The organism is Vibrio syngnathi (assembly GCF_002119525.1).
GTDB classification, from domain to species: domain Bacteria; phylum Pseudomonadota; class Gammaproteobacteria; order Enterobacterales; family Vibrionaceae; genus Vibrio; species Vibrio syngnathi.
Map to the genome: position 1 here is coordinate 1261649 of NZ_CP017916.1, position 13344 is coordinate 1274992.

Below are 13344 nucleotides of genomic sequence, written 5' to 3' on the forward strand. Positions count from 1 at the left end.
GCGCACATGTGACGTGTGGCGTTTTTATGGTTCTTATCCCAATAGCCAAAACAAAAAAGGTGGCGCGGGGCCACCAAAAGGGAAAAGCGTTTCTTGTTTCTAGATGCCCGTTTAGCTGGTTTTGTTAGTTAAACTGATCTTGCTAGTTAAACTGATCTTGTTAGCAGAGCGGGCATTTTTGTACTGGTTGAACCGGGGGAAGCTGCAACCAGTTTTGGGAAGCTCGACTTTTAAGGCGTTATCCTTACCAGAAGATCCAAGCAAACAGAGTCAGAACTAGGATACAAACGAGGTTCAACACCATACCGACTCGCATCATTTCTTTTTGTTTGATATGACCAGAGCCAAATACAATCGCATTAGGTGGTGTCGCGACTGGTAGCATGAAGGCACAAGATGCGGCAATCGCAATCAGTGCAGATAAGATAACAGGTGACATACCCAGCGCTTCAGCAATGGTCGCGAATACCGGGACAAGCAATGCCGCACTCGCTGTGTTACTCGCAAACTCCGTTAGGAATACCACGAACGCTACTACGGCTAGAATCGTAAGAAGTATACCTGCTGTTTCTAAAAATCCACTTAGTGAGTGTGCTAGGAATACGCTGGTTCCGGTCGCTTTCAGAATGTTACTTAAACAGATACCGCCACCGAACAGGATAAGTACACCCCAATCCGTTGTCTTCTCGACATCTTTCCATTCAACCGCTCTAGAAGCGCCAAGCAGTACAATGGCACCAATCGCTACCAAGCTATCAAACTTAGAGAATCCGCCAATCATTGCGTTGATTGGTTTTCCGAATATCCAAAGCGTTACGGTTAAAAGGAAGATAGACAGTGTGATTTTTTTGCTGTTTGTCCACTCTACAGGAGCGTGGTCTAGCTCAAATTTATGGTCGAGCTTTGGCTTAGTCATCACGTACAGGACAACCATTGTGATTGGCAATAAGATCATTGAGATAGGTAGACCTAGCGCCATCCACTCTGTGAAACTTAAACCAACTTCTGCAGCAGCAATGGCGTTTGGTGGGCTACCAACTAAAGTTGCGATGCCACCAATCGATGCACAGTAAGCGATGCCTAGTAGCACAAATACATAGGTGTTACGGTCTTCACTTTGGTCAACTTTGTTCATGATGCCTAGTACAAGAGGGAGCATCATTGCTGTGGTGGCGGTGTTTGAGATCCACATTGATAAGCCCGCACTCACACCGAACAGCATGAACACGGCGACCGACATTCTGCCTTTTGCTATCAGCAATACTTTGTCAGCTATCGCTTTATCCAGCTCTTGCTTGTTCAGTGCGGCTGCCAACGCGAAGCCACCCATGAATAGGAAGATGATGGGATTCGAAAAGTTAGCCAGTGCTGCGGGTGTGTTGAATACACCAAACAAGACAGCCAATAGGGGAACGAGCAAAGCGGTGATGCTGACGTGGATAGCTTCTGTTAACCATAGAATGGCAACGAACACGAGAATACTTAAACCTGTATTCACTTGCGCTTCGAATGGCAGGGAATTGAGCAAAACTGCAAATAGCGTGAAATTACCAATTAATATCATGCTGTTGCGGGTAAACAACCAGTGTTTCAGTGTAGTAACAAGTGCCGTCATAAGACGCTCCTTTTGTTTATCCTCGTTTTATTGGTGCACGACTTCGTTGAGCGGTGCTTATTATTTTCGAGGTATATAGACTTGATGTAGGGTCAGACTTTGTTGGGAGAATGTTACTCAAGTTAATAAAGGAGTGTTGGTGTGTTTTTACTTAACAATGGGGAAGTGTGAGGCAACAAATTCAAAATGTGTAGTTTTCTACACATCGGTCTCTGCTGGTTCTAAAATAGGGCTTACTGAAGGAGTTGCAATCGGATTTTCAGTAGGGTTTGCATTGGGGTCTGCTATAGGATTTACATTGGGGTCAGTAATAGGGCTAGGAATCGGCAATGATTCTGGTTTTGGACTGGGTTGGATCGGCTCTTTAGGGCCAAGGAATTTTGGCGTAGTACCAATAATATACAGATCAAGAAACGCTTTAGTGCGCGCAAATACTTCACGTAAACGTATGGTTTTTCCTGAGTGGTTAGTCGGACCTGAAACCGCCAAACATTGGGCATGAATATCGTAAGAGCTTGCGATTAATAGCGCTCTTTCACAGTGGAATTTCTGAGTGATGATCAGGAAGTTATCGGTATCGAATATCTTTTTGGCGCGAACAATCGAATCTAGGGTTCTGAACCCCGCATAATCTAGATTGATGCGTTCATCGGGGACACCCGCTTTTAACAAGTCGCGTTTCATCGTCCACGGTTCATTGTAAGAGCGATGAGCGTTATCGCCACTCAGTAGAAATTGGTCCACTTTTTCACGATCGAACAGCTCAATCGCGGCTTCGATTCGGTGTTTATAATAGTCGTTGAGTGTTCGACCCAAATATTTGCTCGTGCCAAGCACAACGGCGACCTCAAGCTCGGGCACTTTATCTATATCGTAGATGATGCGATCTTCTGCTTGCCATGAAACCCAATAATCAATCGCAATAACCGCAGCGCTGCCTACTAAGAACACGAGGAATGCGCCAAACAGAAAACCTTGCAGTTTTTTGTAAGCTTTTAATAAGTAGCTACGGAAAATGTGAGAATCGAATTTCACTCTCGGTATGGTCCTTTGGCTGAACATTAATTTTTGAGTGCTCGATAATACCAAATAAAAATGAGAAAAATCAGCTAAAAAGACAAGACAGTGTAAAGAAAAAAGCCCCTGCAATTGCAGAGGCTCATATAAGAGTCGTTAACGCTCTTTATTCAACGCGCAGTACGCTTTATTGAGAGCGCAGTACGCTTTATTCAGAGCGTAGCACGTTTTATTAGAACGCAGTACGCTTGTAGCGACGGTAAACTGGCTGCCAGAAGTGCTGGTCAATCGCTTGTTGTAGTGCTTCTTCAGTGATCTCTAGTGCAACACCCTGCTCAATCGCTTTCTTACCAACGGCAAGAGCAATCTTCTTAGATACGGTGTGGATCTCTTCCAATGGTGGAAGTAGCGCACCTGAACCATTGATAGCAAGTGGAGAACACGTAGCAAGCGCACGGCTTGATTCCATCAACATTTCATCAGTGATACGTGACGCATTCACAGCCAATACACCAAGGCCAATGCCTGGGAAGATGTAGCTGTTGTTACACTGAGCGATTGGGTAAGTGGTGCCGTTATGAGTTACTGGCTCAAATGGGCTACCTGTCGCAACCAGTGCTTGGCCATCAGTCCAACGAATAATGTCGTTTGGAGTTGCTTCAACACGGCTTGTTGGGTTTGATAGTGGGAACACGATAGGGCGTTCACAGTGTAGGTTCATCTCTTTGATGACTTCTTTGCTGAACAGACCTGGAGCACCAGATACACCAACTAATACGGTTGGTTTCGCGTGGCGAACAACGTCTAGTAGAGAGAAACCAGTGCCGTCGCTTTCCCAATCTTTGGTGTTCGCGTTGGTTTGAACTAGACGCTGTTGGAAATCAAGCAGGTTTTGCATACCTTCCTGTAACAGACCCCAACGGTCAACCATGTAAACTTGAGAGCGTGCTTGTGCATCGCTGATACCTTCAGACACCATTTGAGCAATGATAGCTTCAGCAATACCACAACCAGCAGAACCCGCACCCAAGAAAGTGATGCGTTGGTCTGACAGTTTGCTGTTCGCTGCTTTACACGCTGCAAGTAGAGAACCAACCGTTACAGCGGCTGTGCCTTGGATATCATCGTTGAAACAACAGAGGCGGTTTTTGTAACGCTCAAGCAGTGGCATTGCGTTCTTTTGTGCGAAATCTTCGAATTGAACTAATGCATCTGGCCAACGGCGTTGAACCGCTTGGATAAATTCTTCAACGAATGCATCGTAGTCAGCACCTGTGATACGAGGATGACGCCAGCCCATGTACATTGGGTCTGCAAGACGTTGAGGGTTGTTTGTACCCACATCGAGCACGATTGGTAGCATGTAAGCTGGGCTAATGCCGCCACAAGCTGTGTACAGTGCTAGCTTACCAATTGGAATACCCATGCCACCGATACCTTGGTCTCCCAAACCAAGAATACGCTCACCATCCGTAACCACGATAACTTTAACGTTGTGGTTTGTCGCATTGTTCAGTAGGTCATCGATACGATCGCGGTTCGGGTATGAGATAAACAGACCACGGCCACGACGGTAAATATTTGAAAAGTTCTCACATGCTGCGCCAACCGTTGGCGTGTAAATGATAGGCATCATTTCAGAGATGTGGTTTTGAACTAAACGATAAAAAAGCGTTTCATTAGTGTCTTGGATGTTACGAAGGTAGATATGCTTATCCATATCACTTTCGAAGTTACAATATTGCTTGTATGCACGTCCTACTTGCTCTTGGATTGTTTCGGTTGTTTCCGGTAACAAGCCTTCAAGGTTGAAAGAACTGCGCTCTTCAGCAGAGAATGCGCTGCCTTTGTTTAGAAGAGGGGTACTTAGTAGAGCAGGACCAGCATAAGGGATATATAGAGGGCGTTTATCGTTGTTCATTAGATGCCTAATATGGGAGAAAGGGTAACCGAAAAATGATAACGGTTTAGTTATTCAATTGTAAATAGTTTACCTCCGATCTTTGCAAACAAAATGATATTCTTACCCATGTCCCACACTTATCGAATTTTAGCACCATAATTCGTTATACTTTGCTCACACTTTTTCGCGACGCCTCTTTTTTATGTCATTACTGCCCATCGATGCTTATCAAAACGTATTTCACGAACAAATCGCTAATTCTCACCTAGTAGTAGAAGCTGAAACCGGATCGGGTAAATCAACGCGTTTGCCACTTTGGGCTTCTCAGCATGGACGAGTGCTGGTGGTGGAACCAAGACGTATCGCGTGTACGTCATTGGCTAAATATCTCGCCCTACAATCGGGCGAAAAGCTTGGTGACAAAATTGGTTATGCGATCAAGCTTGAGTCTGAATATAACGAGCAAACCGATGTGGTTTTTGTGACGCCCGGTATCGCGTTGCGCTGGTTATCAGAAGATGGACTCGCAGGCTTTGATGTCATCGTTGTCGATGAATTTCATGAAAGGCGCTGGGACATTGATCTGCTGGTGGCCATTCTCAAACAAAAAGCGAGCCATCGCTTGGTAATTACGTCCGCCACCATTGAAGGGGAACGTCTTGCTCATTATTTAGATGCGAGTCGAATAAGCTGTGAAGGCCGCACTTATCAAGTTGAGATTGAACACAGGGCGAATGAATCCAGAACACTGCCAGATATTCGACACCTAGAGCAACGCATTGCTGAAGAAGTGAATCATCAACTGATCGCTTCACATGGCGATATCTTGGTTTTCCTTCCGGGTAAAAAAGAGATCGTGCAATGTGAACAAGCTTTGGCAAAAAATCCAGATATCCAAGTGGTGAAATTGCATGCGTCAGTCAGTGATACAGAGCGAGATTTAGCGTTATCGGGTCGTAATATCGATATTAATGCTAACGGTTATGGCCTGAGAAAGATCATCCTTGCGACCAACGTTGCAGAAACTTCGTTAACCATTCCTGACATTGGCGTGGTGATAGATTCAGGATTAGAAAGGCGCACCGTTCAACGAAATGGCAGAACCACACTGATGCTTAAATCCATCTCACGAGCCAGCGCCAAGCAACGCGCTGGCCGAGCGGGTAGAGTGATGGATGGTGTTTGTGTGCGTCTATATGGTGAGCATGCGGCGTTAGAGTTGGTCACACCGCCTGAATTGCAGCGTGAAGAGCTGATCGAACCGATGTTGGCCGCGGCCTGTTGTGGTGCTCCGCTTGAGAGCTTGTCTTTCCTTGATCCTATTCCTGAAAAATCACTAAACAGTGCTACTCAAACCTTGCTGACGATGGAAGCGATTAACGCCGACCATCAAATTACCGAGCATGGCAAAAAGCTGTATCCGTTGCCGATTGATGCTTTGTATGCCGATATTGTTACTCGAATCAAAACCAAAGCACTCAAAGAAGCCATGGTCGATCTCACGGCAGCGTTGTCTGTTCCGGCTCGCTTATATCAGTTGCCTAGCAATGCAGAACATTTGGAAGCACTCGCTCAACGAGAAAAGGAAGGGTGTGATTTATCCCTGTTGATTCAGATCGTTCGCGGTCGCGAATATCCGAATCTAGAAATCGACCAGCAGGCATTGAATGAAGCACAAGGACTGGCTAAGCAAATGCGTGAGGTGTTTGAACTTCCTCAATTAGAAGTCGCGTCCCGTTTCCTGCGTATTGAACTGATTGACACCATGATTAAGCTGCACCCTGAGTTAGTGTTTGTGCGCAGACTGAAAAGGAAAGAAGCCTTTGCCAACGGAGTGTTAGAGGTAGTACTCGGCCGTCAGAATCGTTTCCCGGACAATGCACAAGCGATGTTGGTGTTAGACACTCATAGTTTGCCGGGAAGAGGCGTTAAGCAAACACTGACCTTAGCGACGGTCACGGCCCCCATTCCTCTTGAGCTTATCATTGATGCTGAACTAGGAGAGTGGGAGCAAGGTGAAACGATTGTGAATGATGACGGCGTCTATACTGGGATGGCGTTGGTGTATGCCGGCCGCACGATCACGACCAAGCTCGTGGCAGCGGAAGGGCAACTATCGTTAAAGCCGATCGTCGATCTTGTATCGAATGGGGTTCAACTTCCGGGTTTTTCACAAGCTCGCACTCAACAAATCAAACATTGGCAGCTGTATGTGAAACTCGGTCTCGATGAACAAACCCAATACACACCAGAAATTGAGAACATTAACTTTGAGCTATGGTTAATAGAGCAGCTTGAAGTGTTAGGTGTCACTGATGTGAGCGAATTGGAAATGTTCGACCATGCTGATATTCCATTTGATGGTATCCCGACTTGGCTCTATTCAGAGTTTTCGGAAAAGTACCCGTTTGCATTGAGCCTTGCCGACTTGCAACTCGATGTAGAATACTTGCCCGCACGAAAGCTGATTTACGTTCACTATCAATCGGGTAGCCGAAAGTTATCGCCAAAACGTTGGGAGCTCCCGACATGGTCTGGCTGGCGTATTCAGTACAAAAAAGCGAGTCGGATAATTGATATCAAATAGATGGATTAGTTTTATCTCTAAAATATTAATCAAATAGGTGCATATATGTTTTTTCAGTACTTATTTTGTTACAAGTTTGATTTTTATATGCCTTTTTAACCAATCAAAAGGTCATAAAAGACTATTCTTCTATATCCTATTGCTATAAAGAAAGAGTTGATAGATATTGAGTATATTGTGTTGTCAAAGTGTCGGGGGACATCATGGATAAACAGACAGAGACGCGTGTAGAGTTTGATTACACAACATTTCTTGGCGCCTCATGCAGTAAAAAATGGACTTTTCTGGAAGCACTAACCACGATTGCGCCAGTATTTAGTACCGTCTGGCGAGATAGCATTAAAGAGCTCGCAAGCCCTGAAGATCGTTTATGGCAGATGGCATTGAAGTCGATGTCGACGCGTAAAAGTGATGAATCAAACATTGTTACCTTACTCAAGCTAGCCAAGCTAGAGGGGATCAATGAACTCAAAGTTGCTATGCCATATTCTCTTGAAGAAGAGCAGATCGAGTATATTGAATCGCGCAGTCATTTGGTGATTGCCGAGAATACTGGAGAAGAGTTTACTATCAAGCTGTGATCTTTCAGTATTGCTTAGAGCTTAGAGCTTAGAGCTTAGAGCTTAGAGCTTAGAGCTTAGAGCTTAGAGCTTAGAGCTTAGAGCTTAGAGCTTAGAGCTTAGAGCTTAGAGCTTAAAACATAGAGCTTAGAGCTTAGAGCTTAAAACATATAGCTTAGAGCTTAGAGCTTAGAGCTTAGAGCTTAAAACATAGAGCTTAGAGCTTAAAACATATAGCTTAGAGCTTAGAGCTTAGGCTTAGAAGCGAGCTCAAAGAATATTAAAAATCGTACACGTAAAAAGGGCCTCAATAATGATGAGGCCCTTTTAGTATCTGAAACTTGTGTTTAGAAGCTTTCTAACTTTCTAGAATGCAATCAATCAGTCGACTAGGCCGTAGTTGGCACGCAATACATCGATGATCTCTTGCTTCGGATTCTCACTCAGTACGATTTCCGCACCTGTAATTTTTGCCGCGATATCAAGATAAGTACGCGATAGAGACATCAATGAATCCAATGGAAGTTCATTGTCACGAGCTAACGCTTCACGCTCTGGCATACGTTCTTTGTTCAAAAGAATATCAGCATCAGGGAAGTAGTTAAGCAAGAACTGGCGGAAACCTTCTTTTGAATTCTCAACGATGTTGCCGTTGTTGTATTCCTTAGTGTCCCAAATGCGAGATGAATCTGGGGTACCGACTTCATCCATGTAGATAAGCTTTTCTTTGCCTTGAGCATCGTTGACGTAGCCGAATTCAAACTTCGTATCAACAAAGGTTTGATCGACTTTTGCTAGCGCTTGGCTGATTACGTTGAAGCCTTCTTTTAGCAGCTTCTCGTAATGCGCAATGTCACTTGCTTGAGTAAAGTTGAATGCTGCGAAGTTGTGTTCGATGTTGTGACGCGTGATGTTCACATCGTCAGCTTCTGGAACGCCAGGAATACCTTTCAAAATCCCTTTTGTTGAAGGTGTGATCAGTAGCTCAGGCAATTTCTTGTCTTTCTCAAGGCCTTCTGGCATCTCGATACCACAGAACTCACGTTCGCCATTCGCGTACGCACGCCACATTGAACCTGTGATGTATTGACGACAAATCGCTTCGATCATGACTGGGCGAGCTTTTTGTACAATCCATACGAACGGGTGAGGGATATCAAGAATATGACTGTCAGCGAGGCCGTTGTCTTTAAACAATTTGAACCAGTGGTTAGAGATAGCATTCAGAGCCGCTCCCTTACCTGGAACACCTTTAAGATTACCTTCACCACGCCAGATACAATCAAACGCAGAGATACGGTCACTGATCACCATGATTGCTAAAGGCGCATCTGGTGCTACATCGTAGCCTTTCTCTTTAATTAGTCGTTGGCTATCTTCTTCAGTTAACCAGTAGACTGAGCGAACCTTGCCACTGTGGACAGGTTTATCAGTACGGATTGGTAGGTCATCATTTACGGCAAGAACTTGATCAGCAAGGCTCATTTAGACATTCCTATCTTTTATCAAACGTCATACAGAGAAGTGCGGTGTGCACATGATTAGACGGGCATTATACCCAATCTACTATTTGCTTCCAGAGGAAAAGCAAACGATTGCTAAATATATTGTTCAATTAAAAACCCCCGCCTAACTAATCGCTAAAAAATTGGCGAATTGTAGGGCAGGGGAAGGCAGTATATTTGAACTGTGTTTTGGAGCTATTCTGTTAAGTTAACTTCAGTTTGTTAGCTAAAAGATTAAGCTATGTTTATGGGCTATGTTTATGAGCCAACAATGTTATTAAGCCAACATGATATTAAGCAAGGCGGTCTAGTGAATACGCTCTGAATTGGCATCAATAAAGAAGACTTCACACTGAAAGCGCAGTCCTAATGTTCTTAGGTATTGCTGACTGAATTGATCAATCGAAGCACTCGCAACAATCGCGCTCGCATTCTTAGAGCGAATAGCTTTCTCGACGGTTTCTACTTCTGTCATTTGATTAGAGGCTTTCATGTGGATAACACGATCACAGCAAACATTATGTTGCTGCAGCTGTTTAGCTGATGGTCTTGGTGTTTGAGCTGTAAACAGTAACCATTGATGTTGATTGGACAGCAACGCCATTTTGGCAAACAACGCTTCTTCGTTTGAACTTTTTGTTTCACGAGAGACGGATGTAAATGCGCAGTGAGTTAGCGGGCTAGAGTGTTGTGCTTTAACGTGAGCTGGAATCATTTTGCTGTCCTTATATACATGCTGTATGTGTATACAGTAGTTTTTGTTGCTTATAAGATCAAGCGTTTTTTGAGGGATTATTGGACGATCTTGCTTGGTTAGGGCGGTGGATTTTATTTAAGTAATTGAAAATATTATAAAAATTAAATTTTAATGAATTTGTTGTTTTGTCTCATAAGTTGAAGGAATGTGAGCTTTATACAGGTATACACAGTGGTTTTTACAGAAAAGTACTGTATACACCTGTGTAGAAGGTAGAAGATCTAAAACCACAGGCACAAAAAAAGCGCCTTAGGCGCTTTCTTATATTTCACGGTGTTGCTTATCTCAATGTCGCTTGGGAGATTTTTGCTCTCATTTCCATTTCACCAATATTGAACAGGCGAACATCAATGGTTGCCATATCATTGCACTCTTTACATGCATGATGACACTTACCATCTAGGTAATCGTGCTTTTTAACTAGGCTTGGCTTTTTGCACCAATCACAAACGCCTTCTACTGTGAACATATTCTCTCCTCACCTGTTTAAGTCAGGTGTATTTTCGGCGCAAATTATGACACAAGAAAGACTCATTAGTTAATAGTTTGTTACTCGTTTTTGAGAGGGGGATCGATTGCAACACTAATAAAATCGATACATTTGTGACTATGGAAATCTAGTTAGCGCATTGGTTTACGTTTTTGTAACACTTTTAAGGATGGTTTTTAGCGAATTGTTCAAACGTTTCATCTCTTCGTCACATCCGTAACCATCGGGGTGGTAGATTTTGGATAGCTGTTTATATCGAATTTTAATGCTTTTTTGATTCGGAATTGAACTCGGTGTATAGCCAAATAGAGCGCAGGCTACTTGTAAATTGTTCAGACTGTTGTCATTTTTCTGTTTTTTTAACTCATGGAACATGGTGTGTAGCTGACGTTTTTGCTGCTTAATAGTGAAGTCCTTCGAGCTAAGCTGTGCTTCAAGTGTCTGCTTTTGTTGCCCTAATTCCCCCGACTTTAGAGCGTGTCTTCTTTTTGATATCACCAGAGTCATGATAATGCTGACAATTGAAATCAACACGGCCAAGGCTGCGCCAATCAGATAGTCTGAATACGTTAGGTTAGAACGTGTTGCCTGATATCTAGGGGGCAGAGAAGAAGGGGAGCTACTTGCTCGCTCTGGATTAGATAGCTTCTGATTCGTGCTGCTTTCAGCAATGACGTTGTCATTGAGCTTCTCAATCGAAGAGATCTGCTTGGCACGTTGCTGGTTGAATTGCGCTTCCAGAATACGGTTATAGCCATCTTCGGCTTTTGGATTGTTTTTTAGGGCCGCTTCATACCATAACTGTGCTTCATCCAATGGTTTTAGGAGTTTTTTCTCTAGTGAGGATTCGTAGAGCTTTGCGACTTCGATAGGCGCGCGCGGGTTACCTTGCAAGGCTGATTTAATAAACCATTCCAAAGCAAGCTTATTGCTTTGTTCTACATCTGATCCTGCCAAGTACCATTCACCCAGCCTAAACTGCGCATTGGCATTGCCGTTTTCTGCGGATTGCGAGTACCAATAAAATGCATCGCTGGTGCTCAAAGGGACATCATTACCTGATTCATAAGCTTGAGCTAGTTGGTATTGAGAAACTGGATCTTGAGGTTGAGATTCTATCGAGAATGCAACGTTGCTTTCTGCATGAACGATGTGTGCAGTAGAGAACTGTATTGTAGAAAAGATGAGGGTGAAAAATAGAGTTCTAAGAAGTGATAATGACAGAAAGTTGGATAGGATAAACAATAGATAAGTCTCGTAAAAAAGCCCAGAGTCGATAGTTCAGTATGAATACATTTATGTTTGTTAGTCGTATTACTTTGAACAAGCAACACGACGGTAAGCAACTATATAGAGGTTAATTCAATAGATAAAGACGAGCTGGGCTTTAATCGTGCTACTTAAGTGGCAAGATTTGAATTTCTACGCGACGGTTACAAGCACGACCTTGAGAGGTGTTGTTGTCACATAGAGGGTAACGTTCACCGTTACCACGAGCAATAGCACGGCCTGCAGCAACGTCTTGAGAGATCAAGAATGCACGAACCGATTCAGCACGACGCTCAGAAAGTACTTGGTTAGAAGACTCGCTGCCTGTGCTGTCTGTGTGACCTTCGATTACTAGGCTAGTGTCTGGGTATTCAACTAAGATACGCGCAACGCCGCGAAGTGTTTTGTGGATACTTGACTCTAAAGCGTAAGAACCAGAATCGAAGCCAATGCCGTTCTCTAGGCGAAGTAGAAGTTGGTTCTCACCAACACGCTCTACTTGAACGCCTGAGTTTATGAGTTCTTCACGAAGTGCAGCTTCTTGTTGGTCAAAGTAGTAACCGATACCACCGCCAACAGCGGCGCCACCTGCAGCACCGATGAGCGCACGTTTACGACGGTCTTTAGAGTCGTCGCCCGTAGCAACACCAGCAACGGCACCTGCAATAGCACCGATTAAAGCGCCTTGAGTTGCGGAGTTAGTTTCAGATTCGCCGGTTGTAGCGTTTTGGCGCTGTGTCGCTTGACAGCCCGTTAGAGCAACAGTGAGTGCTAAGGCTAGTGTGATTTTTTTCAACGTATTTCTCCATCATGTACTTCTGTCAAACGCATGAATTACGAAAGACAACAATAAGTCCTATTGATGGTTTTTATCAATACGCTGAAGCATTGTAAAGTGGCTCTATGATTTAGTTATCTTTTTAACGGCTTGAGTTCCGCCAACTGGTCGATTTACAGACAGCTTTCGACCTTTCTTCAAACCAACTTCATAGTCTGCGGTGAGGTTTTTCATCGCTTCTCTGAGTTGTTGTTTGAAGGTTTCACGGTCAATATTTTCAAATTCTTTATCAATGTAGTTATTGATTTTGTTGTTTGACTCGTCGTCTGGGGTAATAACAGGCAGTTTTTCAAGCGCACCTTCTACCCAACCCGAAACGTAAGAGTTTACGCGACGTGTTACTTCTAGTGTCCCTGTTCCCGAGCCCGCAAAACTGTTTCTGAATTGGCCAGTGTGCTCATTCAGTTCGCGATAAATAATATCGAACGCAAAAGCTGCGAAGATAGCGCGATCGGCTTCACCAATGAATTCAACGCGTTTAAGGCCTTTGTGATTCAGTAACACGGCTTCTACGCCAAACTTGGTGTTAATACCACGAATAACACGCAGCAGTGTAGAGCTGATATTTGCAGGTAACAGGTGACTGGATTGAGTTTTTCCCATCTTGATAAATTCAATATCGTCCTTTTCGAGACCATATTTCATCATCAAGTTATGCGCCATTTTTATCGCATTGGCAGCTTCATTGACGTTCGCAGAGTTTCCAAGCTCAAGACACTTGGCAATTTTCTTTAGGGCTTTTTTCTTATCCATCGACAACTTAATCATTACCGCAAATTTTTAAAAGTCCAACATTTTACATG

At 43.8% G+C, this 13344-nt stretch carries 11 protein-coding genes; 2 read left to right on the forward strand and 9 right to left on the reverse strand.

Features of this window, described 5'->3' with window-relative positions; genetic code table 11:
• Window positions 1-244: 244 nt before the first annotated feature.
• The 3 genes from K08M4_RS05960 to K08M4_RS05970 all read right to left on the reverse strand — a co-directional run bounded on the left by K08M4_RS05960 (window position 245) and on the right by K08M4_RS05970 (window position 4553).
• Window positions 245-1615: an SLC13 family permease gene (locus K08M4_RS05960; RefSeq protein ID WP_086049188.1), complete on the reverse strand. Its 1371-nt coding sequence runs from the start codon at window positions 1613-1615 to the stop codon at window positions 245-247.
• A gap of 198 nt (window positions 1616-1813) precedes the next feature.
• Window positions 1814-2650 (reverse strand): ElyC/SanA/YdcF family protein, encoded by an 837-nt coding sequence (locus K08M4_RS05965; RefSeq protein WP_086049189.1) that lies wholly within the window; start codon window positions 2648-2650, stop codon window positions 1814-1816.
• Between the two features lie 214 nt (window positions 2651-2864).
• Window positions 2865-4553 carry an NAD-dependent malic enzyme gene (locus K08M4_RS05970; RefSeq protein ID WP_076678874.1) on the reverse strand — a complete coding sequence of 563 codons (1689 nt, stop codon included), beginning with the start codon at window positions 4551-4553 and terminating at the stop codon, window positions 2865-2867.
• 184 nt (window positions 4554-4737) lie between these two features.
• Here K08M4_RS05970 and K08M4_RS05975 point away from each other — a divergent pair, with 184 nt between their 5' ends.
• Together K08M4_RS05975 and K08M4_RS05980 are read left to right on the forward strand one after the other, a co-directional pair.
• Window positions 4738-7122, forward strand: coding sequence for a helicase-related protein (locus K08M4_RS05975; protein ID WP_086049190.1), 2385 nt, complete (start codon window positions 4738-4740; stop codon window positions 7120-7122).
• Window positions 7123-7325: 203 nt separating this feature from the next.
• Entirely contained in the window at window positions 7326-7703 is a 378-nt protein-coding gene (locus tag K08M4_RS05980) for a hypothetical protein (protein WP_009846478.1), read from the forward strand.
• A 360-nt stretch (window positions 7704-8063) separates the two neighbouring features.
• Here K08M4_RS05980 and K08M4_RS05985 read toward each other — a convergent pair whose 3' ends face one another.
• From K08M4_RS05985 to K08M4_RS06010, 6 genes are all read right to left on the reverse strand, one after another.
• Window positions 8064-9167: a phosphoribosylaminoimidazolesuccinocarboxamide synthase gene (locus K08M4_RS05985; RefSeq protein ID WP_086049191.1), complete on the reverse strand. Its 1104-nt coding sequence runs from the start codon at window positions 9165-9167 to the stop codon at window positions 8064-8066.
• A 327-nt stretch (window positions 9168-9494) separates the two neighbouring features.
• Window positions 9495-9902: a SulA-like leucine-rich domain-containing protein gene (locus tag K08M4_RS05990; protein WP_086049192.1), complete on the reverse strand. Its 408-nt coding sequence runs from the start codon at window positions 9900-9902 to the stop codon at window positions 9495-9497.
• Window positions 9903-10224: 322 nt separating this feature from the next.
• Window positions 10225-10413: a hypothetical protein gene (locus K08M4_RS05995; protein ID WP_086049193.1), complete on the reverse strand. Its 189-nt coding sequence runs from the start codon at window positions 10411-10413 to the stop codon at window positions 10225-10227.
• 165 nt (window positions 10414-10578) lie between these two features.
• Entirely contained in the window at window positions 10579-11679 is a 1101-nt protein-coding gene (locus K08M4_RS06000) for a tetratricopeptide repeat protein (protein ID WP_086049194.1), read from the reverse strand.
• Window positions 11680-11830: 151 nt separating this feature from the next.
• Window positions 11831-12499, reverse strand: a complete 669-nt coding sequence (locus K08M4_RS06005; RefSeq protein ID WP_086049195.1) for a YiaD family glycine zipper/OmpA-like lipoprotein — start codon at window positions 12497-12499, stop codon at window positions 11831-11833.
• Between the two features lie 105 nt (window positions 12500-12604).
• A complete protein-coding gene (locus tag K08M4_RS06010; RefSeq protein WP_086049196.1) occupies window positions 12605-13294 on the reverse strand; it encodes a DUF2786 domain-containing protein in 690 nt (229 codons plus the stop codon).
• Window positions 13295-13344 lie beyond the last annotated feature (50 nt).

Coding starts and splice junctions, on each gene's coding strand:
- K08M4_RS05995 (WP_086049193.1), bottom strand. CDS start 10,413: ATGTTCACAGTAGAAGGCGTTTGTGATTGGTGCAAAAAGCCAAGCCTA.
- K08M4_RS05990 (WP_086049192.1), bottom strand. CDS start 9,902: ATGATTCCAGCTCACGTTAAAGCACAACACTCTAGCCCGCTAACTCAC.
- K08M4_RS05980 (WP_009846478.1), top strand. CDS start 7,326: ATGGATAAACAGACAGAGACGCGTGTAGAGTTTGATTACACAACATTT.
- K08M4_RS05975 (WP_086049190.1), top strand. CDS start 4,738: ATGTCATTACTGCCCATCGATGCTTATCAAAACGTATTTCACGAACAA.
- K08M4_RS05985 (WP_086049191.1), bottom strand. CDS start 9,167: ATGAGCCTTGCTGATCAAGTTCTTGCCGTAAATGATGACCTACCAATC.
- K08M4_RS06010 (WP_086049196.1), bottom strand. CDS start 13,294: ATGGATAAGAAAAAAGCCCTAAAGAAAATTGCCAAGTGTCTTGAGCTT.
- K08M4_RS05960 (WP_086049188.1), bottom strand. CDS start 1,615: ATGACGGCACTTGTTACTACACTGAAACACTGGTTGTTTACCCGCAAC.
- K08M4_RS05970 (WP_076678874.1), bottom strand. CDS start 4,553: ATGAACAACGATAAACGCCCTCTATATATCCCTTATGCTGGTCCTGCT.